Origin of the sequence: Pseudoalteromonas sp. SWYJZ98 (assembly GCF_015864495.1) — a bacterium.
Taxonomy (GTDB): Bacteria; Pseudomonadota; Gammaproteobacteria; order Enterobacterales; family Alteromonadaceae; genus Pseudoalteromonas; species Pseudoalteromonas distincta.
The window spans coordinates 14,442-39,244 of sequence record NZ_JADYXA010000012.1 but is presented as its reverse complement, the minus strand read 5'-3'; the positions used below and the strand labels follow the sequence as shown (position 1 = coordinate 39,244).

Genomic DNA, 24,803 nt, shown 5'->3' with positions numbered 1-24,803 from the left:
ACTTTTATTTACGGCTTATATAACAACAGGAGTATGTATGTTTCAGGTAAGCACCCCACAAAGTAGCGAAGATTGGCAAGCGTATTACCAATTGCGTTGGCAGGTATTACGCGCGCCTTGGGGCGAGCCACGTGGCTCTGAACAAGACGATATGGAACAAGACTCTGAGCACCGCTTTATAAAAAATAAAGAAGGCGAAGTGCTAGGTGTAGCACGTTTGCACTTTAACAATCATGAGCAAGCACAAGTGCGCTATATGGCGGTTGCAGAGGGTAATCGTAACCAGCATATTGGTAGTCGCTTACTGCACGAGCTTGAAAAAATTGCATGGGTTCAAAACGCAGGTGAGCTTGTATTGTTTGCACGCGAACGAGCGCTTGAATTTTATAAACGCCACGGTTACGAATTAAAAGAAAAAGCGCACTTAGCGTATGGCGATGTTCAACACTTTAAAATGGTAAAGCAAAAACCGTCTGAGCCAGGTTGGTTTCGTCACCCTAATTGGACGCAAGTACTACAAAATACGTGGCGTGAGTCTATTCCAATTAGTGACGCGATGGGTATTAAGGTAGAAAGCTATACCGATTGGCAATTTACAACCAGCGCCGACCTAGACGCTAACTTAAACCTACATAACACCATGTTTGCAGGCTCTATTTATAGCTTGGCCACGCTAACAGGTTGGGGCGCTACGTACTTAGCGCTTAAAGAAGCTGGGCTTGAAGGTAATATTGTATTAGCCGATGCTAACATTAAGTACTTAAAGCCGCTTACTACCGACCCACGTGGTTGTGTTGATATACAAACCTGTAAGGGCAAGTTAAGCGATTTAGAAACCGACGGTAAAGCAAGTTACGTAGTGCCAGTAACTGTTTACGATGGTGATAACGTGGTTGCAGAATTTGAAGGGCAGTTTGTAGTAAAAAAATAACTGTTTAGCTGTTCGATACACAAAAAAGCCAAGCGATGCTTGGCTTTTTTGTGCGTAAAACTTAGGGAAGTATTACAGCAAATCGGTTAATAATATACCTACACCAATACGTTCTACATCCGCATTGTAATCAATTAAGCTTTCGCCATAACCGTTAAAGTATTGTGCATAACCACGAACGCGGCCCCATAACGGAAATGACCAGTCGAGTTGAATTGCACCACGATTATCTGAATTTAAATTGTTACGCGTCATAAAGCTAAATTCATGGTCATGAAAACGATATGCGCCGCTAAATTCAAAGTAACCCATGTATTTGTATATGTCTGGGTTGTCGTCGCCATTGGCTTCTAAAATATCTTCTTTTTCGTCCTCAGCTATCCGATACCAAGGTTTAAAGCTAAAAACAAAGCCTCTGTTTTCCCAGATAAATTCTGCATAAATACGGTTCCACGAACGCGAGTTTGGTTGGCTTCGACCATTTGATTGATGCGAAATACCTAATGCGATTGCCATTTCGTCGCCCCATAATACGTTTTCTGGGTCGAGGTAATTTATCCAAAATATCTCTGGTTCGTAGTTTGTTTCACGAAATGGAGACGAAATTTCTGAGTTATAAATTTGCCAATATGATTGCAGTGTAAAACCAAAAAATATGGCTTGGTCTTTATCCGAAAAATCATCGTAAAGAGGCACTTTTATCGATAGCTGATATTTTGCTTCTAGGTTGTCGAGCGGTTCGCCGTCGTTATCATCTGTTAGTGCATCAAAACCATCAAAAGGGCGATCGTTTGGGTGTGATACGTACGAAAGCGGTAAAATATAGTTACGCTTATGTGGCGTAATTACATTTCTATTTTTTTTACCTACTTCTTCACGGGCTTGACGTTTATCAAGCGCGGTAAGTTGTTTATTTTCTTCAAGAGCTGAACACTTTTTACGAAGATCGTCTAATGTCTGTTTACCATCTCCGCCAATTACCTCATTTAAAATACACTGTTTTACAAGCTCGATGTCGTTGTCTTGCTCGTTTGTAGCAACTTCTTCTTGTGCGAAGGTAGCGGTACTAATTAAAGCAGAAAGAGTTATCCAGTGGCGCCAGCTCATTGTAATTCCTTGTGAGTTTGGGTTGTTGTATGCGTTAATTTAATTATAACGTCTTTTTACATATGTAACGGTGAACTTTTACTGAATTTGCATTTATAACAAGGTCCATACGTATACAAAGTAAGTATAGATCAAAAGAAAAGCGGCCTAAGCCGCTTTTCTAATGCACATTAACTATTTTAGTTAATTTATACCAATTTTATTAAAAACATGATCATTCTAGCGTATTAAATAACTCACTAACTACGTTAAAAATTATTTATATAGAACAACTATGTACCATAATTTTAGCCTTGTTATTAAGCTATTTCCTTATCGCTATAATAGATCACTAATTTAATGCAATTGGTATTACTCTCACGCAATGAGAAGGGTGAGCTAAAGCTCAAATATGTTAGTAAAAAACTTATAAAGCTCGGTACCTTGATTAACACTCGCTGAGGCAAAGTGCAAAATAGCAATTGCATCGCAATCAAGAGTAAGTGTTTGCAATGGTTGCTCACTTAAGTAGCGCTCCATGCGTAAAATATTGGCAATAGGCTCACCAGCTTTAATGTGCCCGCCAAGTGGAGCTAAGTATTCAACCATGCCGCCAATAGGGGCATAATAGGCAAAGTAGTCATCTAAGTTACATGCATAACGAGTGATATTAGCTGGCGTATGCGGTGCGTTTTGTAATACGCCTTTGTGATTTAAGTAACTTAAAATGCTGTTTGCATCGTTTAATGCTTCTTTTAAGTCTATTTTTTCTTGGCTGCCTAGCTCTACAGTAAATGCTTCTACAGGTATTGATAATTCGCGACCTTGTCCGCTAAGTGCATCACTTAAATGCCACCATGGGCAAAAGTTAGCTTCATCCATAGCGCCGTCAAAATCACTAGGAATAAGCAATACATGCTCAATATTAAAGTAACGTGCGCTGTCGGTTGCATAGCTTGGGCAGTACAGATGCTTGCTTGAAATAGGGCCTGTGTGTAAATCGAGTACTATATCAGCCTGATGAGCGAGCTTTTGTAAGTTAAGCGCAATGCGTTTACCCGTATTGAGTAAATAAGCAGGGCCGTTAAGTTTGCTGTCTACTTCGTCAATAAGTGCCTGTTTGAAGTTACTTTTTAATGTAGCGTCGTCATACTGAGTATGATTTTGTGCAAACTGTGCCACTAAATTTTTATTGTAGTGATACATGCGATTCCAATTAGTGCCCGTAATCGGATCGAACCTGCCAAGGGTAAACTCGCCAGATTTTTGATTACAACCAATCGGATTGGCATAAGGTACAAGGGTAATATCGCCACTAAGGTTAAGGTGTTTTAATTGCTCAAGCAGCTGAAAAATAACTGCGTTACCTTGCACTTCAGCGCCATGCATATTGGCCTGAATGTAAACACTTGGCCCTGTGCCATTGCCTTTTAAACGATACACAGGAATTGTAAGCGGTAAGCCGTTTGCAACTTCCCCTACTACAATGTTCTCTTGGCTAATGTGTGTTGTATTACTCATACTTGTTACCTTAAATAATGGCTGGCATTTTCGGCTTGGCGAACACAGGTAAGTGTACCGTTTTGCAAGGTGTACTCAGCAGCTAGCTCATGGCATAAAAAATACGGCATACTTTCGGTAAAGCCGTAAGCACCGCATTGGCTAAACACTAGCCAGTCGTGCTCATTTAAGTCGCTTGGTAAGTTATGTTCACCCAAGCAATCAAGCGCTGTACAAAGTGGGCCGTATAAAGTGACCGCTTGAGTTTTAGCACTGGATTCACGCAGTAATGCAGCAGGAAAGTCTTGGCTGGTAACAGCAGGGCGTAATAAGTGATTTATACCGCCGCTTAAAATTACTTGTTCTTGATTGTAGTTTTGTTTGCGCTCTACTACTGGGTTTGCGTAATGACCGCATTCGCCCACGGCATAGCGACCAAGTTCCATCCATAATTCTTCTACACCCGCATCATTTTTAATTTTAGCGAGCGCAGCAATTAAGTCATCCCAATCAAGTGTTGCTTCGTTTTGTGTATAAGGAATACCTAAACCACCACCTAAATCTAAAATCTTAAGGCTAATATTTAAATCGCTGGCAAGTTGGCTAAGAGGTGCAATCATTTGTGACCACAAATCGCTTAGCTTTTGCGTGCTAAGCATGTTGCCCCACTGAAAAATATGCAGGCCGTCAAATTTAAGTGCAGGGTAGTCAGCTACATTGAGTGCTTGCCACTCATCACAACCCATACCAAACGGCGTAAGGCTATCGCCGCCCAGAGGGTTTTTTTCACCTTCAGGCCAGCGTAATTGCACTCGCAGTAATACTTGTAACTGCGTGTTTTGTAGTTGTGCTTGTTGGTTTAACCAACGTACTTGATTGAGGCTTTCTGCTACGAATATACGCACGCCGCGCTCAATAAAGTGTTTAATTTGTTTAGGGCTTTTTGCAGGCCCTGTGTTGAGCACGCGCTGCGAGCTAATACCTTGTGCGAGTACTTGCTCAAGCTCACCTTTACTTGCTACGTCAAAATTAAAGCCAGCACTGTCTAAGCTTTGAATAATTTTAGACAGTGGGTTTGCTTTTACCGCGTACCACAGTTTTACATCGGTTTGCGCAACTAAACGCGCAAGATGCGTGTTTAGTTGATCTAAATCGTAAACAAAAAAAGGTGTATCAAGTTGTTGTGTAATTGTATTTACAGCGGTTTTGATAGGCGTGCTCAAAAAGCTCATTATCGTAAAACCTCTTCAAGCAATAACGATGCATCGCTTTTCTCGTCGCGGTATTTAACTATTAACGCACACGACATGCTTAGGCCTTGCTCGCGCGCCCATTCGTTTGACGCAGGGCGAGAGCCCGGTATTACAATCGCGTACTCTGGGATTGGCTCGCCTTTATCTAGTTGGCGCTCGTTTACGCAGTCGTATACCGGAATAGTTGCTGATAAACGCACGCCTGGGGCAAGTACTGCGCCTTTTTTAATGACTACGCCTTCAACAATAATACAGCCAGCGCCAATAAAGGCGTCGTCTTCCACAACTACTGGGCTTGCACCAATTGGCTCAAGTACACCACCAAGCTGAACTGCAGCGCTTAAATGTACGTTTTTACCTACTTGTGCACAAGAACCCACTAATGCGTGGCTATCTACCATTGTGCCTTCGTCGATATATGCGCCAATGTTTACATACGCTGGTGGCATAATAATCGTGCCTTTAGCAACATAAGCACCACGGCGAACACTTGAGCCACCTGGTACCATACGAACGCCATCGTCAGTACTAAACTCTTGTGGAGCTAGGTTATGTTTATCAACAAAGCCGCCTGCAAACTCAGTATTAGTGCCATTTTTAAAGGCTTCTAAAATGCCTTGCTTTACTTCTACGTTAGCTTGCCATTGGCCGCTTTCGTTTTGTGATGCTGCGCGTACTGCGCCCGATTCTAAATTATTTAATAGTTCTAACCAGCTCATTATAAAAACCTGTATTTAATGCCAAGATAAAATGGTGTTGTTTGCAGTTGTGATGCAATCGGTTTGAGTTAACTCAAGATGTGTTAAAGGTGGACGAAGTTGCGGGCTGCTTAAGCGGCCTTGCAAATGCATCAGTACCTTTACGGGAATAGGGTTTGCGACAGCAAATAGGCTATTAATAGCGCTTGACCACAGGGCAAATAAATTAGGGTGTTGACCACTTAAACTGCGCTGAACAAACTCGTGAGTTTGTCCAGGCCATGCGTTTGCAGCTACCGACACCAAACCTTTTGCGCCAGCTTGAGCAAAATAAGGCATTAGCGCATCGTCGCCACTAAAAATAGCTAAATTAGGCGCCGCTTGGCGGTAAGCTTCAAACTGAGCAATACTGCCGCTCGCTTCTTTTAACGCCCATAAGTTTTTATTGTTTTGTAAGTTTTGAATTGTTGCCGCTGGGATGCTAACAGCGCTTCGACCTGGTACGTTATAAAGCATACATGGGTGAGCGCTTGCATTTAGTAGGCTTTCAAACCAATGAGTTTGACCTACAGCGCCAGGCTTTGCATAAAGCGGTGAGCCAAGTAAAAAGCTATGAATTGGGAGTGTATTACAGTAGTTAACCCACTCAATTTGTTGCTTTAAGTTACTACCGCCGACAGCTACCATGAGTGGTACTGTTGGTTTTAGCTGGCATACGTGCTCAACAATGGCTTGTTGTTCTTTTAGCGTTAGTGCTAAACCTTCGCCCGTACTGCCAAGTAGCAAAATACCGTTATGTGCCGCTTCTTGATCACTAACCAGCTTAGTTAACGTGTTGTAGTCAACATCGCCGTGTTGATCAAATGGCGTAACGAGCGCGGTCCACAGTGAGTAGTCGTTTAAATTGAAGTTGTTGATCATCTCTCACGAACTTATAATTTGTACCAATTTTATTAAAAACGTGATCATTTTAGCGATAACTAATTTAATGTAATTGGTATTATTCGAAGAGTTAAAAAGCTTTATGGAAGGAGCCGCATTAACGTCGTTCGAACTAATAATTCGAAGAGCGAATGGGCTTAAAATAATAGGGCGCACGGCCTTAATATTTAAGACCAGAAGCTCTCCACCAAACTAACAAGCTGCTTTTTATAAACAGCTATTGGTGACAGTCGCTAGGGTTCAACCTAGTCGCCCGAAATAAACACCTCGCAAAAGTGGTTACTTCTCGGCGTTAATTCCCCTCACGTATGCTTACTGGAGTTTGCGCTCCTAACATACGCTACCTGAATAACGCACCTCTTCTAGCCCTTTGCACCTGTTTGTAGAGTAAAACTTACAAACCTGTGCAATTTAAATAGGGTAATTACGGCGATTAAAGCATTTTAGCCGTCTAGGTGTCAAGCGACTAAATACAGATTAATTCATCGAAAAGAGGGGTGGTTACGTATTAGGTGCTTTTCTCGTACACTAGCAATATAAGTAGTGAGGTATTTAATTAGTATGGAAAAATTTAGCGATATTTATAAGCGAGCGGTAGAGCGAAAAGGCTCTGAAAAAATGCTTAAGTTATTACTTGCAAAACCGCTATCTAAAAAACAACTAAGCACGTTAAGTGACGACGATTGGCTTGAAGAATTTACTCGAAAAGTATTTCAAAGCGGCTTTTATTGGTCAGTCATAAATAATAAGTGGCCGGGCTTTAGAGAGGTTTTTTGGGATTTTAGCGTTGACAAGTTATTAATGATGCCACCTGATATGCTGGAACAAAAAGCAACGGATGAGCGCATTGTTCGTAACTATAAAAAAGTAAAAACAATTACCGAAAATGCTTACATGATCCACGAAATAGCAGGGGAACATGGCAGTTTTAGTCAGTTTATCGCTAATTGGCCAACAGAGGATATTATTGGTTTGTGGGCGTATTTAAAAAAACATGGTTCGCGTTTAGGCGGAAATACAGGGCCTTATGCGCTGCGAGCACTTGGTAAAGATACATTTTTACTATCACGCGATGTAGAGAATTATTTGCGTGCCCATAAAATTATAGACGGCGGCTTACAAACTAAAAAGTCACTAAATGCAGCCCAAGCTTTTTTTAACGAAATGCAAAAGCAAAGCGGCTTAAGTATGCAAGAGTTAAGCTTAATTGTTGCTTATGGCGTAGGTGACAACCGGGTTGGTATAAGTCAGCAATAATAGGAATTACCATGAAATTAGTGCCAAGATACACAGATATTGCGGAAAATTTCGCAATAGAAGATTTCCCTGCAAGTGTCGCCTCTCCTCAGCTACTACTGTGGAATGAGAGCTTAGCAAAACAATTTAATATTAACGTTGCGGCTGATTTGCGTGCCAGCACTTTTAGCGGTAACGAAAAACAGGCGATTCCTGCAGTAGCACTTGGTTACTCTGGGCACCAATTTGGACATTTTTCACCCCGCTTAGGCGATGGACGAGCGCACTTACTGGGCGCTATTAGTGATGATGAAAACCAGTTATGGGATATTCAATTAAAAGGCTCTGGTGCTACTCCTTACTCAAGAGGGGGAGATGGGCGTTGTGCTCTTGGTCCTGCTATTCGTGAATACGTAATGAGCGAAGCAATGCATGCACTGGGAGTTAAAACCACACGCTGCTTAGCGGTTGTTGGTAGTGGTGAAACGGTTTATCGTAATCCGCCACAAGCTGGGGCTATCGTTACGCGTGTAGCAACTAGCCATATTCGTGTTGGCTCGTTTCAATATTTAGCGACGCAAGGCGATGTTGAAGGGCTTAAAAATTTAGCCGATTTAGCTATAGAGCGTCACTACCCAGAAATAACCGATACAGGTTCGCAGCGATATTTAGCATTTTTAGGCGCTGTGATTAAAAACCAAGTTAAGCTAGTTGTGAGCTGGATGCGTGTTGGCTTTATTCACGGAGTAATGAATACAGATAATACGCTAGTTAGCGGAGAGACCATTGATTACGGTCCGTGTGCCATGATGAATAGCTTTGATTTTGATACCGTATTTAGCTCTATAGACAAACAAGGCCGCTATGCATTTGGTAATCAACCTAATATAGCTAACTGGAACTGCGCACGCTTAGCTGAGAGTTTAATACCGCTTATTAGCGATGATGACGAGCAAGCGGTTTCATTAATGACGCCATTTATTAATAGTTTTGCTGAGCAGTTTAATACTGAGTTTACGGCTATGTGGGCACAAAAATTGGGTTTAAATGAATCTAGCGATAGTAGTGGTGAGTTAATAGCAGAGTTGTTAACGCTATTAAAAGATAATCAGCTCGACTACACCAACACCTTTGATGCGCTTACTGAATCCTTAAAAGGAGAAAAAAGCGTACCTGAGTCGCTAATTGAATGGAGAGCTAAGTGGGTAAGCTTAACTGACGATAATAGTTATAAAGTAATGAGAGCGGCAAATCCTCGTGTTATACCGCGAAATCATGTGATCGAAGAAATAATTGAACAATATAACGCTACAGGATCTAGCGAGTTACTACAGCGCTTTATAAAAATAGCCGGCAATCCATATTCTAACAGTGAAGAATTATCAGAATTTTGCTCTCCACCGACTAATGATAATGACTACCAGACTTTTTGTGGTACTTAATACTTAACTTTAAATATAACCGCATGATTAAAAAGAGTCATTTTTTAATCAAACATGCGCATATACCTAGGGGAATGCTAATTCTGGTGGTATTATGCGCACAATATAAAGCAAGCAATATTTCTTTGCATTTATAAGTGCATTCAATTTAATTGCTCTTACTTTCCTTGCTAAGTACTAATTTACAAAAACTACTATATTTATTTTTCAATAAAGTTTTAATTTCGCCTATAGTAAGTGGATGTGTGTTGTGACAAGGCATAGAAAAAAAGTTATAAACTTTATTTTTCGTTAAGTATTGATTAACAAAGGCTCAGTTAGTCTATATAAAACTGATTGAGCTAGTATCGATTAGCTACAATTTAAAATTGTTCAAATGGGAAGAAAACAATGAAATTAAAAACACTTACAATTGCAATCGCGTTGGCTGCAACTAGCGCATCTACATTCGCTGCTGATAAAGAAGAAGGTTTCTACATTGGCGCATTTGGTGACTACTATGACGCATCTTGGAAAAACATGCGTGATCAAGCCGGTCTTGACGTAAACGAATCAACTGGCTGGGGTGTTGAAGCTGGTTACCGTTTCAGTGATTACTGGAGCGCACGTCTTGAATATGCAGACATGGATTTTAATGCTTTTGATAAAGTTGCTGGCAACCGTAACAATATTGATGGCGAGCGTTACGGTATTGATGCTCTTTACCATTTAGACGGCGGTCCTTTCTATGGTCTTTTCGGTATTAAAGAAATTGACGTAGTTGATGACAACACATTCTTAAATGCAGGTGTTGGTTACCAGCATTTCATTACAGATGGCTTATTTGTAAATGCTGAAACAGCTGTATACCAAGGCCTTGACCGTGGTTATACAGATGTTGGCGCTAAAATTGGTATTAACTACTTATTTGGCCAAAACTCTGCACCGGTTGAGCAAGTTAAACCTGCTCCTGAAGTTGTTGAAGTAGCTGTAGCCCCTGCAGACAGCGATAATGATAATATTGCTGACGCAGATGATAAGTGTCCTAACACACCTATGACTGATGCTGTAGATGGTACTGGTTGTACTTTATATGAAGATAAAGAAGTAACAGTAAGCTTATTAGTGACTTTCCCTAACAATGCTTCTGCAGTATCTACTCAATATTTAGATGATATTGAAAAAGTATCTGCATTCTTAAAAGAGTATCCAGATACAACAGTACTATTAGAAGGTCACACTTCTGCTGTAGGTAAAGCAACTTACAACAAATGGTTATCTAAAAAACGTGCTGATGCTGTAGCTAAGCAACTTGTTGCTGATGGCATTGCTGAAGACCGTATTACTACAGTTGGTTTAGGTGAAGAGCGTCTTAAAAATGATGCAAACACTAAAGCTGCAAACGCAGAAAACCGTCGTGTAGAAGCGCATATCAAAACTATCAAAAACGTTAAAGTTTTACGTTAATTAAGTAGTTTGTAATAAAAACCCAGCCAAGTGCTGGGTTTTTTTATGGCTGTAATAAAATAATATTAGTTAATGGTAATGATTCTTACTTAACAAGTATTCATGAAAATAGTTTTTACCACAACCACTATTCATAGTATTTATAATCGGTATAATCAGTTGCGCAACTGGATGGATTTTCATCTATCCATAAAAGCTTTATAATTACGCGTTAGAATACTATAAGTATTGGGTAACTTATTCGCGCCCAAAGCGCTACCGGATACTTTCACGTCACCAAGAGGGCAATATTGTGCTACAAGAATATCGTAAACACGTAGAAGAACGTGCCGCGTTAGGTATCGTACCAGCGCCATTAGATGCTCAGCAAACTGCTGATCTTATTGAATTAATAAAAAACCCACCTGCAGGTGAAGAAGAATTCATTTTAGATTTGTTCATTCAGCGTATACCAGCTGGTGTTGATGATGCTGCTTATATTAAAGCGGGATTTTTAGCAGCTGTAGCTAAAGGTGAAGCTAATTCTCCACTTGTTTCTAAAGAAAAAGCGGCAGAATTATTAGGTACAATGCTGGGCGGTTACAATATCGCGCCAATGATTGACCTACTTGATGACGAAACACTTGCACCAATCGTAGTTAAAGGCCTTTCAAATACATTACTTATGTTTGATGCGTTCTACGATGTTGAAGAAAAAGCAAAAGCGGGTAATACATTCGCTAAGCAAATTATTGAGTCTTGGGCAAATGCGCAGTGGTTTACTAATAAGCCAGCTGTTGCTGAAAAGATCTCAGTTACTGTATTTAAAGTAACTGGCGAGACAAATACTGATGACTTATCACCAGCACCAGATGCATGGTCTCGTCCAGATATCCCACTTCATGCTTTAGCAATGCTAAAAATTGAACGTGATGGAATTACACCAGACAAGCCAGGCGAAGTAGGTCCAATCTCTCAGCTTGAAGAATTAAAAACTAAAGGCTTACCACTTGCATATGTGGGTGATGTTGTTGGTACTGGTTCTTCTCGTAAGTCTGCAACTAACTCTGTACTTTGGTTCATGGGCGATGATATCCCATTCGTACCAAACAAGCGTGTTGGCGGTGTATGTCTAGGTAATAAAATTGCTCCAATCTTCTTCAATACAATGGAAGATTCAGGTGCATTACCAATCGAATTAAATGTTGATGAGCTTAACATGGGTGAGCAAATCGATATTTACCCGTACGAAGGTGTTGTTAAGAGCCACGGTACTGACAAAGTAATCTCAACTTTTGAACTTAAATCTGATGTAATTTTAGATGAAGTTCGTGCTGGTGGTCGTATACCACTTATCATTGGTCGTGGTTTAACTGATAAAGCACGTACATCACTTGGCCTAGGTCCAACTGATGTATTTAAAGTACCAACAGTGACAGAAGTTTCTGAAAAAGGCTTCACACTAGCGCAAAAAATGGTTGGTAAAGCGTGTAACGTTCCAGGTATTCGCCCAGGGCAATACTGTGAACCTAAAATGACAACTGTTGGCTCGCAAGATACAACAGGTCCTATGACACGTGACGAACTTAAAGACTTAGCATGTTTAGGTTTTTCTGCAGATTTAACAATGCAGTCTTTCTGTCATACGTCGGCTTACCCTAAACCAATCGATGTAAACACTCACCATACGCTTCCTGATTTCATCATGAACCGTGGCGGTGTGTCACTTCGCCCAGGTGATGGTGTAATTCACTCATGGTTAAACCGTATGTTATTACCAGATACTGTAGGTACTGGTGGTGATTCACATACACGTTTCCCATTAGGTATTTCATTCCCAGCAGGTTCGGGTGCAGTAGCATTCGCAGCAGCTACAGGTGTTATGCCTCTTGATATGCCTGAGTCAATTTTGGTTCGCTTTAAAGGTGAAATGCAACCAGGTATCACTTTACGTGACCTTGTACATGCAATCCCTTACTTCGGTATTAAAGAAGGTTTATTAACAGTTGAGAAAAAAGGTAAAATTAACGAATTCTCTGGTCGTGTACTAGAAATTGAAGGCGTTGAACACCTAACTGTTGAGCAAGCGTTTGAACTATCAGATGCATCTGCAGAGCGTTCTGCAGCAGGTTGTGCGGTTAAACTTTCTAAAGAGTCTATCGCAGAATACCTAGAATCAAACATTGTTATGCTTAAATGGATGATCTCTGAAGGTTACGGCGATGTACGTACTATTGAGCGTCGTATTACTGCAATGCAAGATTGGTTAGCTAACCCAGAACTAATGGAAGCTGACGCTGACGCAGAGTACAAACATGTACTTGAAATCGATTTAGCAGACATTAAAGAGCCAATCCTTTGTGCTCCAAATGACCCAGATGATGCACGTTTATTATCTGATGTTACTGGCGAGAAAATCGACGAAGTATTCATCGGTTCTTGTATGACTAACATCGGTCACTTCCGCGCAGCAGGTAAGTTACTAGATGGCTTTAAAGGTCGTATCCCAACTCAGCTTTGGGTTGCCCCGCCAACTAAGATGGATAAAGATCAGCTTACAGACGAAGGTTACTACGGTATCTTTGGTCGTGTAGGTGCACGTATCGAAACTCCAGGTTGTTCACTATGTATGGGTAACCAAGCACGTGTTGCAGACAAAGCAACGGTTGTGTCTACCTCTACACGTAACTTCCCTAACCGTTTAGGTAATGGCGCGAACGTATTCTTAGCTTCAGCAGAACTTGCTGCAGTAGCGGCTATTTTAGGTAAACTACCTACTCCAGCTGAGTACCAAGAATACGCAGCGAAGATTAATGCAACGGCTGCAGATACTTACCGTTACTTAAACTTCCACCGTATGCCTGCTTACACTAAAAAAGCAGACAACGTGATTATTCAACAAGCTGTATAACTTTTAGAGTTTGTTTAAAAACCCGCTTCGGCGGGTTTTTTATTGGCTAAAAAAATATTAGATAGTTCATGCTTCTTTTTTTGTATTATTGTATTAACTCTAGTCTTAAATTGCTTTTAAAGTAATTAATCGCGCAAAAATTCCTATCAAAATGCATTAAAATCCTTATCAATATTCTCATTATTTTAGGCGAGATTTTATGACAGCATTAAACAACCAGAATTTATTGCAACTACGTTTTGTTAACCAAGCAAATATTGATTTGGTTAAACCTTCTTTTGATAACCTTCCTGCAAACCTTTATGCAGATGGTGCCTTTCGTAAACGTCGTTATTCAGTAGTAAAAATGCAAAATGGTGAAATAAAGCTACAGCAAGCCAAAGCATTTGTTCAAGATGATTCAATTAATACTTTTCAAGGTAATGTAGAGCGTACTTACGAAAATTTAGAGCAAAGTTTACTTGAGTCAGAGGGCATGAAAAGCATTGTAAATGAGTTTCGCCAACTTACCGGTATTGATGAGCAGCGTGATATTGAAATTCATCAGTTCCGTATGCTTGCCATCGATAGCGATACACCTGCAGCGCCAGAAGGCGTGCATCAAGATGGTTTTGACCATGTATGTATATGCGGTGTTTCTCACGAGAATTTAGAAGGTGGCGAACTGCTTGTATACGAAAACAAGCAAGCTGAGCCTTGTTTTAAAATGGAAATAAAAGACGGCATGTTTGCATTAATAAACGACCGTCAAGTGTGGCATAACGCAACACCTATGAACAAAATTGATGCTAGCAAACCAGGTTACCTGGATTGTTTTGTATTAACGTCTTAAGGAAGTTAGGCATGAACATAACGCAATTACGTGAGCAGTTTCCAGCATTAATGCAGAACGTTGATGGTAAATCGCCAATATTTTTAGACGGACCAGGTGGCTCGCAGGTACCAACATCGGTGCTTACTGCGATGACAGCTTATTTAGGTCATTATAATTCGAACTTAGGTGGCGCGTTTTTTTCAAGTGATAAAACGGTTGAGTTGATGGCGAATGCGCGCCAAGCCGCCGCTGACTTACTTAATGCACCTAGCTCACAACAAATTGTGTTTGGTCCAAACATGACCAGCCTTACGTTTAGTTTTAGCCGTGCAATTTCACGCGACTGGCAGGCTGGCGATGAAATAATTGTAACCAATGCCGATCACTTCTCGAATGTATCGTCGTGGCAACAAGCTGCAGAAGATAAAGGCGTTAAAGTTAATACGGCTTTAATTAACGAAGCTGATTGCAGCTTAGATATGGTGCAATTTGAAAGCTTATTAAACAGCAACACTAAGCTTGTAGCGGTAACGTATGCGTCAAATACCACAGGTTCAATTAACAATATTAAACGTATTGTAGAGCTTGCTCATGCTGTAGGTGCACTTGTTTATGTTGATGCCGTACACTATGCACCGCATGAACTTGTTGACGTACAAGCACTTGATTGCGACTTTTTAGCGTGCTCTGCGTATAAGTTTTTTGGCCCGCATTTAGGTATGGTTTATGGTAAAAAAGAACATTTAGACGGGTTTATGCCTTACAAGGTTGAGCCAGCTAAAGACGTAGCACCAGGTCGCTGGGAAACCGGCACGCAAAGCTTTGAAGCAATGGCTGGTTTTATCGCAGCTGTTGATTACATTGCGGCGATTAGCGAACTTGACGATAGCCATTCACGCCGCGAAAAGTTAAGCGTTGCTTTTGCTAAAACTAAGCAGCACGAAATGGCGCTTAGCGAACACTTTTTAACGCGCTTAGTTAATTATCCACGTATTAAGTTATTTGGTATTGATGATTTTGATCGCCTTAATGAGCGTACACCTACTTTTGCTTTAATTTTTGAAGGGCTTGAGCCACGCGCCGTTTCAGAATTTCTAGGTAAGCAGCATATTTGCGTGTGGGATGGTAATTTTTACGCGCAAGGGTTGTGCAAGCAATTAGATGTGCTTGATAAAGGCGGCGTAGTGCGCATTGGTTGTATGCACTACAACACCATTGAAGAGCTAGATCAGTTGTTTAATTTATTTGATGAACTGCTCGGTTAAATAATACTGATTTTGGTGCGCTAACTCTTAGGCGCACCATATATTTGTTCTGCACGGTTAAACAATACCCACGAGGTTAAAATATACTTATCGTTTGATACTGGCTTATTGCCTCTATGAGTATGTGTAAAGTAGCCAGGTGCTATTACCATAGTGCCTTTTTTAGGGGCGATTTTACGGTTTTGATAATAAAACTCTGTTTCACCACCTTCTTCTACATCGTTTAAGTAAAACATAAATAACAACACGCGATGCAAAGCTTCATTGTGCTGTAGCTGCGGATAAACTTCACTGTGCCAGTAAGGGTAGCCACCTTTGTTTACTTCGTATTTTTGCGCTTGAATGTTACCGAGTCTAAAAATTTGCTGAACTAAAACGGGTAACTGCGGTTTACCCACTTCTTCAAAATTCTCTTGGGTTAAATCGACTACATCACCTGTTTTTGGATGATAAACCTTTAAGCCAAATGCCCCAATCATCATAAAAATATGCTCTTCAACATACTTAAAAACATGCTGTGCAGTCGTTTGTTGTATATGTTTTAATTGTTGTGCATATTCGGGGTGATTATTTAAGTGTAGGTCGTGGCTGTCTTTTTTCTTTAAGTCGACACCGCCCGATGTTACCCCTTGTCTTACATGCGGGCTTTGCGCGAATGTGGAAATAAATTCATCGCAAAACTCATCGCTTAATGCGTTATCAATAACGCGTATAAAGTCCGTCATGGTTTACCTTTATATAATTATTATTGGATTTTTATGTTTATTGAAAAAGTGATGCCGCGCTTTAGCGAAACAGATGCACTCGGACACATTAACAATACCGTACTCCCTGTATGGTTTGAAGTCGCACGTGGACCTATTTTTAAGTTTTTTACACCGGACTTAAATCCACATGATTGGAAATTGATTATCGCCAAAGTTGAAGTGTCGTTTGTGGGCGAATTATTTTATGGCCACGAAGTGACCGTAAAAACCTCTGTAGAGCATATAGGGACTAGTTCTTTTACGCTTAGGCAAGAAGCATGGCAACACGATAAATGCTGCGCAATAGGCAAAGCTGTGATGGTGAGATACGACTTTATTGCTAAATCAAAGCAAGCGCTTAGCATTGACGAAAAAGCAGCGCTTAACGAGCATATTTACCAAGGGAGTTAACCTTACAAAGCTTATATTTTATATAAGCTCATGCTGAGCTGGATTAGTGTAAATAAATAATGGCAGCTGTAAATTTTTGTCGAGAAATTTTAACGTATTTAGATTGAGTTGCAGGCTTCAATTATATACTATTTATATTATATATTGTTGCGCCGTTATAACAGGAAATGTTAATTCGGTAATTTGATTGGAGTATGCGTGTGACATCTATTGCCAGTAACCAGCCTTTACAAGTTATTCAGCTCAGTGATGGTGAGAATTTAGCAGCTGAAATTTTGCCGTTTGGCGCAATAATAAAAAGCATTAAATTTAAAAAACAAGAAATGACGCTTAGCGTCGATGACCCTCAATACTATCTTGAAAACCCATTTTACTTAGGCGCTACAGTAGGTCGATACGCTAATCGAATTGCAAAGGGGCGTTTTAGCTTATCTGGTACGCAGTATCAATTAGAGACAAATAACGGCCCTAATAACCTACATGGCGGCATTAAAGGCTTTAATAAAGTACTTTGGCAAGTAACCAAACAAACTGAAAGTGAAGTTGAGCTTTATTATTGCTCGCCCGACGGCGAACAAGGTTTCCCCGGTGAGTTGCAGGTTTGGCAAACTATTAGCGCTAAAAACGGCGAGCTTACTCTGCACTTTAAAGCGCTAACCAATAAAGAAACGCTCGTTAACTTTACTAACCATTGCTACTTTAATCTTGATAGTAGTGAATCAATTAATGAGCATCTTGTTCAAATTAATACCGATCGTTACCTTCCTATTGATACAACTAGTATTCCACTTAATGAAGCCGCTTTAGTTTGCGGTACCTGCTTTGACTTTACTAAGCCAGCTCAAGTTGGTGAGGCCTTAAGCGCCGTTCATCCTCAGCTAGAAGCTGGAAATGGCTTTGATCACTGCTATATTTTTAATGATGACAGCAGTTTAAAGACGATGGCTACATTAACTTCGCCACACACGAACGTTAGTTTAACCCTTAAAAGTACACAGCCAGGCATGCAGCTTTATACCGCAAACTTTGTTGGTTCGCCTTTTAAAGCACGGCAAGCTTTGTGTTTTGAAGCGCAAAATTGGCCAGATGCGCCAAATCGTGAAAATTTTCCAAAGGCTAATTTATTGCCAGCAGAGAAATACGAACAGGTTATTATTTACGCTTTTTCTGAGTGAATACAGTTCTTTAATGTTAATTAAAAGAAAATCAAAAGAAAATATACGGTAATTAAATGCCATCCATAATTAAGGAAAAGGTTGCACTTCTTGCCGGTTTAAAGTATTTATAATATAAATACTATTTGAAACTATACGCACTACCACAACGACACAACGACTACACACAATCAGGAGTTTTTAAAAAATGATAATTAACAATAAGTTATCGTTCAACAAGAAAACCGCGCTCAGTATTGCTATCACTGGTATATTGGCAAGCGGAAGCGTTGCAGCTCAAGGCGCTGAAGGCAATACGCCTACAGTAGTAAATGAAGATGTTGAAGTTATCGCAGTAACGGGTATCCGCAGCAGCTTACGTTCATCAATGTTAGATAAAAAAGCATCTAATGTTGTTACAGACGGGATTAAAGCAGAAGATCTTGGTAAATTTCCTGATTTAAACGTAGCAGAGTCTCTGCAACGTATTACAGGTGTAGCAATTGACCGCAGTGGTGGTGAAGGCCAAGCGGTAACTATTCGTGGTTTTGGTCCACAATTTAATACTGTACTTGTTAATGGTCGTCAAATTGCGACAGACAGTGCAGGTCGTGAATTTAATTTTGATGTATTAGCGGCAGATCAAATCACCGGTGCTGATATTTATAAAAGTAATACAGCAACGCTTCAAGAAGGCGGCATTGGTGGTACGGTTAACGTAACTACAGCACGCCCTTTTGATTTTGGTGGTTTACATATTTTAGGTTCAGTTAAAGGTATGTACGAAAGCCTTTCTGAAGAAGTATCTCCATCAACATCATTTTTAATAAGTAATACGTTTAACGATGACAAGCTAGGTGTGCTTTTTGCCATCACTAATCAGCAACGTAAACTTCAAAACAACCAAATTTTAACGGCAGGTTGGCGCGGTGGCCAAACAATATCTAACCCAACTGATGGTGTATTGTTTGAAAATGCTTACATTCCACGTAACTGGGACCAAGTAGTTGATGAGCAAGACCGTGAACGTACAAACGCAAGTTTAGTACTTCAATATGCACCATCTGACGATGTTACGATTACGGTTGATGGAATGATTTCAAAATTTGAAGTTGATTCGTCAGTGCGTGATTTAGCATCTTGGTTCGAACCAGACCGTGTAGGCAGCGCAACAATTGATGCTGAAACGGGGACGCTTTTAACTTTCTCTCAAGAAGTTGGTTTAGGTGCACCAAGTGGCGACCCTGCAAGCGACTTTGTATCACATACACGTAACTCACGTGATGTAACTAACAAAGCATTTGGTATTAATGTTGATTGGCAAGTAAACGAGTCACTAAAAGCAAAATTTGATCTATCTCGCTCAACAGCTGAAAACGACCGTGCAGGTAATGATCGTTTTAACGTAGTGGGTATTATTAACAGCTATACTTTTGACGGTACAGGCAGCATTCCTACCGTACAGCATGATGGTTTTGAAAATGGTTCATTGCCAGATCCAAGCCTAGCGCGTCTTCACCACAACGAAATTGGTAACCAATTTACAGATGAAGATGAAATCACTGAAGTAAAAGCCGATTTTGAATACGTGCCAGATAAAGGCCCAGTAGAGCGTATTAACTTTGGTGCTTATCGCCAAGAGCGTGAAAAATCTAGCTTCCAAATTTTTGGTAGCCAATGTCAATTTTGTGGTTACGGTACACAAGCACCGCTTGATGAAATTGATTTTGAAGCATACACAGCGAGTAATTACTTCCCTGGTTTAATCGATACATTTTATAGCTACGATGGCGATAAAATGCTTGATTACATAGCCGATCAAGGTTTTCCAGTAGAGCCAACGCTACAAAATAACCGTTACACAATTAACGAAGACATCACTAGCTTATACATGGACTTTACGCTTGGTTTTGACTTAGCTGATATGCCAGTAACCGTTAATATGGGTGCTCGTTACTCTGAAACCGATATTGAAGTTGCTGCAATACAAAGCTTTATTAGCGATGTTATACCAACGTCAGATGCGACATTGTTTGCTAACGTATTTGGCCCTGCGACTAATATTGAACAAGGTACTAGCTACTCAAACTTACTACCGTCTTTCAACGTTAAGCTTGAGCTACAAGATAATATGATTTTACGTTTTGCTGCGTACGATAGTATTACTCGTCCAACTATGTCTCAGTTATCTCCTGCGACAAACTTTAACGAACCACGTCGTCAAAACTTAACGGCAAGTGGTGGTAATCCAGCACTTAAACCATTCCAATCAGAAAACTGGGATATCTCTTACGAGTGGTACTACAACGATGCTAACTTATTTAGCTTTGCAGTATTTAGTAAAGAAGTTGACGACTTTATTGTTACGTTAACGGGTTCAGAAACATACGAAATGTCTGACCGTTCAGGTCCTGATTTTGCGTGTACTACATGTACAGACCAAACAGATGACGAACTTATTGGTAGCTCAGAAGTTTACACTGTAAGCCGTCCTCAAAATGGTGAGTCTGCAACTGTAACCGGCTTCGAAGTGGGTGTTACTCACATGTTTGAAAATGGCTTTGGTTTTATCGCTAATGCGACTGTTGTGAATAGCGACATTAGTGTAGGTGATGATACAACTCAAACATTTGCACTTGAAGGTTTGGGCGATTCACAAAACTTAGTATTGTTTTATGAGCAAGACAACTGGCAAGCACGTGTTGCATTTAACAACCGTGAAGGCTTTTTACGCTTAGTTGATAACGGCTTCAATGGTGAACCAGTGAACGTAGAAACGTACGGCCAGTGGGATATTAGTGCAAGCTACGATATTAACGAAAACTTCACTATTTTTGCAGAAGGCATCAACATCACTGAAGAAGAGTTAGTACAAACGGGTCGTTTTGCTAACCAAATCTATTCAGTGGAAGATAATGGCTCACGTTACGCGTTTGGTATTCGCGGATCGTTTTAATTAATGTTTGAGGCGAACTTCTCGCCTCTTGTTTCATTGCAGTACATTAGTGCTAATACCAATTAGGTTAATTTAACAGTAATGTATATTAGTTAACCTAATTGGCTAAAATGAAGCCACATTAAATCCAAATGCCCTACCGGGCATTTGTTGTATAAAACGTTATCAAAGATACTCAAAGAGTAGCCCATTATGAATAAAACAATAAAAACAATCGCAGTAATTGGTGGCGGCACAGCAGGATGGTTGAGCGCTGCAATTATAGCTTCGTATCACCAAGGTAAAAATGGTGATGGCTTAAAAGTGATGTTGGTTGAATCGTCAGATATTCCAACAATTGGTGTAGGTGAAGGTACCTGGCCCACTATGAAAAACACACTTCAGCAAATAGGTTTGCGTGAAGTTGATGTATTTAAAGCCTGTAACGCTACCTTTAAGCAAGGTGGTAAATTTGTAAATTGGACGCACGGCAACAACGACTTTTACTACCATCCATTTACTGTACCGCTAGGCTACGGCCGCATAGATTTAGCCCCTTATTTAGATAATGTTGAAGACTTTGCACAGCAAACTAATTTTCAACATGATATTTGCGAAGCAAGCTTAGCCCCAAGAGGTATAGCGCAAGGTGAATATCAAGGTAATTGTAATTACGCTTATCACTTAGATGCCGGCGCTTTTGCAGAAATGCTTAAACAGCATTGTAAAAGCAAGCTTGGCGTAGAGCATATTATTGGTACTGTTGATCAGGTAAAACTTGATGACGATGGTGCAATAAATGAGCTTACTCTAAAAGATCAAACCCGCATTATAAGCGCCGATTTATTTATAGACTGTACTGGTTTTTCATCATTGTTATTAGGCCAAGCGCTCAACGTACCGTTAAAAAAAATGGACCACGTGCTATTTAACGACAGCGCACTGGCGATGCAAGTCCCTTACGATGAAAACGATGACTCCTTAGCCAGCCATACCATAGCAACAGCGCAAAATGCTGGATGGATTTGGGATATAGGTTTAACGCATCGCCGTGGTGTAGGGCATGTTTATTCAAGCAAATTTTTATCAGACGATGAAGCAGAGCAAAACTTACGAAACTATTTAGGCGATGCAGCAAACGGTTTAACTGCCCGTAAAATTAGCTTTGAGTCGGGCTACCGTGAGAAGTTTTGGCATAAAAACTGTGTTTATGTCAGCAGGGTTTGTAGAGCCGCTTGAAGCAACCGCTATTATGCTTGTTGAAATTTCAGCACGCTTTGTAGCAGAGCATATGCCAGCAGATACACAAGTAATGCCTATTGTAGCTAAACGCTTTAACGAGCAAATGGACTACCGCTGGCAGCGCATTATCGACTTTTTAAAGCTCCATTACATGCTAACCAAGCGCCCAGAACCTTACTGGCAAGCACATGTACATCCGGACACTATTCCACAAACCCTGCAAGAAGATTTACTGCTTTGGGGAAGCCGTGGCCCGCTTATTCAAGATTTTCATGGCGCATTAGAGTTATTCCCAGCCGCCAGCTACCAGTACGTTTTATATGGTATGGGCTTCAAACCAGACTTTACTAAACAGGCTTATTTGTATGCACAAGACGCGCAAGCCAAACAAGTAATTGAACGTAACAGCCAGCTTACACAGCAGATGTTGCAAACTTTGCCGCCACACCGCGCTTATATTGAGCAGTGGTTAGCGGCTAACCCAGTTTAAGGATGTGTAACTATGGCTATTAGTGAACTAGTAAACACCAAACACCAAACATTAAAAATTAACCCTAATGCAGTTATTGAATATGCAAAAACGGAGCATTTAGTTAATTTAAGAGCTAACGAAGTAGCAAAAGCTGCATGCGACTTACCCATATTTTTAGCGCGAAATGCGCAAAACGGCAGTTATACCGTATCGGGTTTAACAAGCTTTAGTGCTGGGCAAAGTTTATTGGTTATTAACAACCAGTGGCAGGCGCTTTACACACCGGTATGTATACAAACTCACCCTCTTTATTTAATGACCCGTGAAGCAAATAGCAGCGACTACTTTATTGCGATTGATGATCAAAGCTCAGCCGTAAATACGCAGCAAGGCGAGGCACTATTTGATGCTAAAGGTAACCCAAGTTTATTTTTGAATTCACAGCAAAAGCTACTTGAGAGCGATTTAAAAAATGATTATCAAACGTATCAATTTACCCAAGATGTAGCGCGCTTAGGGCTTATTAAAAACATAGATATTGTATTGCAGTTTGAACAAGGCGAAACCCAAACTATTCAAGGTTTGAGCACCGTTGATGAAGACAAACTGCAAACTTTAGATAGCGATACCGTTGCAAGCTTACACAAGCAAGGTTACCTAAGTGTGCTTAACAGTATGCTTATTTCACTGTTTCAGTTAAATGCATTGGTAAAGCTGCACAACCAACGTCCCGAACTTATGCCTTTAAAGCAAATTAAGTTAGAACTAAGTCGAGATGCGCACGCGCTGTAGCGTGCACTTTTTTATTACACAGACATTGCGCTTAACGCGTAGGAGACACACACATGTCAGATAACATTTTACAGCTGGTGGTTTTTGTTTTTGTCACCGCTTTAATTGGTGGCCTTACTTATTGGAAATGCCGAGGCCAAAATCGTAATAACGGACAAAGCCAAACCAAAGAGTATTTTTTAGCGGGCGGTGGCCTTACTTGGATGTTTGTTGCAGGTTCAATAACACTTACTAACTTAAGTACCGACCAACTAGTAGGTATGAATGGTAACCAAATGGCTTTGCTTGTTTGGTGGGAGCTTGCGGCGATTATTGGCTTAATTATTTTAGCTAAAGTCTTCATTCCTGTTTATTACAAATACAATTGTACTACCACCACAGAGCTTTTAGAAAAACGCTACAACAACAAACATATTCGCGCTGTTATTGGGGGATTATTCTTTTTAGGTAATGCACTTATTTACATGCCATCGGTAATTTACTCAGGTGCGCTGTTTATGCAAACCATGTTTAAGGTTGATATTCCGCTAATGTATATTGCCACCGCATTTGCCATTGTAGGTGCTATTTATGCGTTTTTTGGTGGTCTACGTGCAGTTGCAGTGTCTGATACTTACAACGGTTTACTGGTACTGGGTATGGCTGTTTTAGTGGTGTTTTTAGTACTAAATGCGATTGATTATGACTTTACGGGTATTCCTGAGGAGCGCTTAACACTCATAGGCGATGCTGATTCACCTATTCCATGGCCAACACTTTTAACCGGTATGATCTTTATTCAAATGTATTACTGGGGTACTAACCAAACAATTACGCAACGAGCCATGGCAGCACCTAATGTTAAAGAAGCGCAAAAAGGTATATTTGCCGCAGCGGGAATTCGTTTTTTAATCGTCCCTGCCATTGTGGTATTACCGGGTATTATTTCATTTAAACTTTACGGTGATATTGGCGACGCTGCTTATGGTCGAATTGTAGGTGATGTAATGCCAGCATGGTTAACCGGTGTGTTTGCAGCTGCAATGGCAGCGGCAGTGCTATCTACTTACAACAGCTTATTAAATTCAGCTACAGCACTATATGTATGTGACATTCACGAAGCTTACTTTAATAAAGAGCCAAGTGTTGTAAAGCTAAGTGGTTACGTAACATTGCTACTAACAAGCTTATCACTGGTACTTGTACCAATTTACCAGCAAGCAGACAGTATTATTAACTTGCTACAGCAATTAAATGGCTTATTAAGTATGCCTATATTCTCAATTTTTGTAGTGGGCTTATTATTTAAAAATGTTGATGCACGTGCAGGTATTGCAGCAGTAATTTTAGGTGTTGTAATGTACGGCATGCTTACGTTTGCAAACTCCCCACTACATACTGACATTCATTACATTCACTTAATGCCAATTACACTGATTGTATGTGTAGCTTTTGCATTGATAGTAAATAAAGTGGTATTTGGTTTGAATGCGCAGTGGGCAGGTAAAACACCGGCACTTGATGACGCAGGACAAGTACAAGTACAAGTACAAAAATAGATTATAAATA

18 protein-coding genes, 1 pseudogene and 1 riboswitch are annotated in these 24,803 nt (G+C 40.4%); of the genes and pseudogenes, 13 read left to right on the top strand and 6 right to left on the bottom strand.

What is annotated here, in order from left to right; translation table 11 throughout:
• Positions 1 to 37: 37 nt before the first annotated feature.
• Positions 38 to 931 carry a bifunctional GNAT family N-acetyltransferase/hotdog fold thioesterase gene (locus I6F10_RS09825; protein ID WP_149594448.1) on the top strand — a complete coding sequence of 298 codons (894 nt, stop codon included), beginning with the start codon at positions 38 to 40 and terminating at the stop codon, positions 929 to 931.
• A gap of 72 nt (positions 932 to 1,003) precedes the next feature.
• On the opposite strand, the gene I6F10_RS09820 is transcribed toward I6F10_RS09825, so the two are convergent.
• From I6F10_RS09820 to dapA, 5 genes are all read right to left on the bottom strand, one after another.
• A complete protein-coding gene (locus tag I6F10_RS09820) occupies positions 1,004 to 2,038 on the bottom strand; it encodes a phospholipase A (RefSeq protein ID WP_165743514.1) in 1,035 nt (344 codons plus the stop codon).
• A 378-nt stretch (positions 2,039 to 2,416) separates the two neighbouring features.
• Positions 2,417 to 3,538 (bottom strand): succinylglutamate desuccinylase/aspartoacylase family protein, encoded by a 1,122-nt coding sequence (locus I6F10_RS09815; RefSeq protein WP_165743512.1) that lies wholly within the window; start codon positions 3,536 to 3,538, stop codon positions 2,417 to 2,419.
• 5 nt (positions 3,539 to 3,543) lie between these two features.
• Positions 3,544 to 4,749, bottom strand: coding sequence for a PLP-dependent decarboxylase (locus I6F10_RS09810; RefSeq protein ID WP_165743511.1), 1,206 nt, complete (start codon positions 4,747 to 4,749; stop codon positions 3,544 to 3,546).
• Positions 4,749 to 5,489 (bottom strand): 2,3,4,5-tetrahydropyridine-2,6-dicarboxylate N-succinyltransferase, encoded by a 741-nt coding sequence (locus I6F10_RS09805; protein ID WP_002958799.1) that lies wholly within the window; start codon positions 5,487 to 5,489, stop codon positions 4,749 to 4,751. Before I6F10_RS09805 ends, I6F10_RS09810 begins: the two co-directional genes overlap by 1 nt.
• A gap of 15 nt (positions 5,490 to 5,504) precedes the next feature.
• Complete coding sequence (gene dapA / locus I6F10_RS09800) at positions 5,505 to 6,389, bottom strand: 4-hydroxy-tetrahydrodipicolinate synthase (protein ID WP_165743509.1); 885 nt, start codon at positions 6,387 to 6,389, stop codon at positions 5,505 to 5,507.
• A gap of 190 nt (positions 6,390 to 6,579) precedes the next feature.
• A riboswitch (Lysine riboswitch) is annotated at positions 6,580 to 6,780 on the bottom strand.
• Positions 6,781 to 6,971: 191 nt separating this feature from the next.
• Here dapA and I6F10_RS09795 point away from each other — a divergent pair.
• The 6 genes from I6F10_RS09795 (at position 6,972) to I6F10_RS09770 (ending at position 15,503) form a co-directional block, all read left to right on the top strand.
• The gene (locus I6F10_RS09795) at positions 6,972 to 7,667 is read left to right on the top strand and encodes a DNA-3-methyladenine glycosylase I (protein ID WP_165743508.1); all 696 of its coding nucleotides are present in this window, start codon (positions 6,972 to 6,974) and stop codon (positions 7,665 to 7,667) included.
• 11 nt (positions 7,668 to 7,678) lie between these two features.
• Positions 7,679 to 9,088, top strand: coding sequence for a protein adenylyltransferase SelO (locus tag I6F10_RS09790; protein ID WP_165743506.1), 1,410 nt, complete (start codon positions 7,679 to 7,681; stop codon positions 9,086 to 9,088).
• Positions 9,089 to 9,478: 390 nt separating this feature from the next.
• Positions 9,479 to 10,534 carry an OmpA family protein gene (locus tag I6F10_RS09785; RefSeq protein WP_002958805.1) on the top strand — a complete coding sequence of 352 codons (1,056 nt, stop codon included), beginning with the start codon at positions 9,479 to 9,481 and terminating at the stop codon, positions 10,532 to 10,534.
• Between the two features lie 292 nt (positions 10,535 to 10,826).
• The gene (gene acnB, locus I6F10_RS09780; RefSeq protein WP_002958806.1) at positions 10,827 to 13,424 is read left to right on the top strand and encodes a bifunctional aconitate hydratase 2/2-methylisocitrate dehydratase; all 2,598 of its coding nucleotides are present in this window, start codon (positions 10,827 to 10,829) and stop codon (positions 13,422 to 13,424) included.
• A 199-nt stretch (positions 13,425 to 13,623) separates the two neighbouring features.
• On the top strand, positions 13,624 to 14,256 hold the full coding sequence (locus tag I6F10_RS09775) for a 2OG-Fe dioxygenase family protein (RefSeq protein ID WP_002958808.1): 633 nt from the start codon (positions 13,624 to 13,626) through the stop codon (positions 14,254 to 14,256).
• 11 nt (positions 14,257 to 14,267) lie between these two features.
• The gene (locus tag I6F10_RS09770; protein WP_197098780.1) at positions 14,268 to 15,503 is read left to right on the top strand and encodes a cysteine desulfurase-like protein; all 1,236 of its coding nucleotides are present in this window, start codon (positions 14,268 to 14,270) and stop codon (positions 15,501 to 15,503) included.
• 20 nt (positions 15,504 to 15,523) lie between these two features.
• On the opposite strand, the gene I6F10_RS09765 is transcribed toward I6F10_RS09770, so the two are convergent.
• Positions 15,524 to 16,228, bottom strand: a complete 705-nt coding sequence (locus tag I6F10_RS09765; RefSeq protein WP_165743502.1) for a 2OG-Fe(II) oxygenase — start codon at positions 16,226 to 16,228, stop codon at positions 15,524 to 15,526.
• A gap of 33 nt (positions 16,229 to 16,261) precedes the next feature.
• Between I6F10_RS09765 and I6F10_RS09760 the strand changes: the two genes are divergently transcribed.
• The 6 genes and pseudogenes from I6F10_RS09760 (at position 16,262) to I6F10_RS09735 (ending at position 24,793) form a co-directional block, all read left to right on the top strand.
• Complete coding sequence (locus I6F10_RS09760; protein ID WP_002958811.1) at positions 16,262 to 16,660, top strand: acyl-CoA thioesterase; 399 nt, start codon at positions 16,262 to 16,264, stop codon at positions 16,658 to 16,660.
• A 200-nt stretch (positions 16,661 to 16,860) separates the two neighbouring features.
• Positions 16,861 to 17,835 (top strand): aldose epimerase family protein, encoded by a 975-nt coding sequence (locus I6F10_RS09755; RefSeq protein WP_165743545.1) that lies wholly within the window; start codon positions 16,861 to 16,863, stop codon positions 17,833 to 17,835.
• A gap of 187 nt (positions 17,836 to 18,022) precedes the next feature.
• Complete coding sequence (locus tag I6F10_RS09750) at positions 18,023 to 20,770, top strand: TonB-dependent receptor (protein ID WP_197098779.1); 2,748 nt, start codon at positions 18,023 to 18,025, stop codon at positions 20,768 to 20,770.
• Between the two features lie 192 nt (positions 20,771 to 20,962).
• Positions 20,963 to 22,481 (top strand): annotated as a pseudogene (locus I6F10_RS09745) (tryptophan halogenase family protein).
• Positions 22,482 to 22,493: 12 nt separating this feature from the next.
• Entirely contained in the window at positions 22,494 to 23,255 is a 762-nt protein-coding gene (locus I6F10_RS09740; RefSeq protein ID WP_197098778.1) for a SapC family protein, read from the top strand.
• A gap of 53 nt (positions 23,256 to 23,308) precedes the next feature.
• Positions 23,309 to 24,793 carry an SLC5 family protein gene (locus I6F10_RS09735; RefSeq protein WP_165743496.1) on the top strand — a complete coding sequence of 495 codons (1,485 nt, stop codon included), beginning with the start codon at positions 23,309 to 23,311 and terminating at the stop codon, positions 24,791 to 24,793.
• Positions 24,794 to 24,803 lie beyond the last annotated feature (10 nt).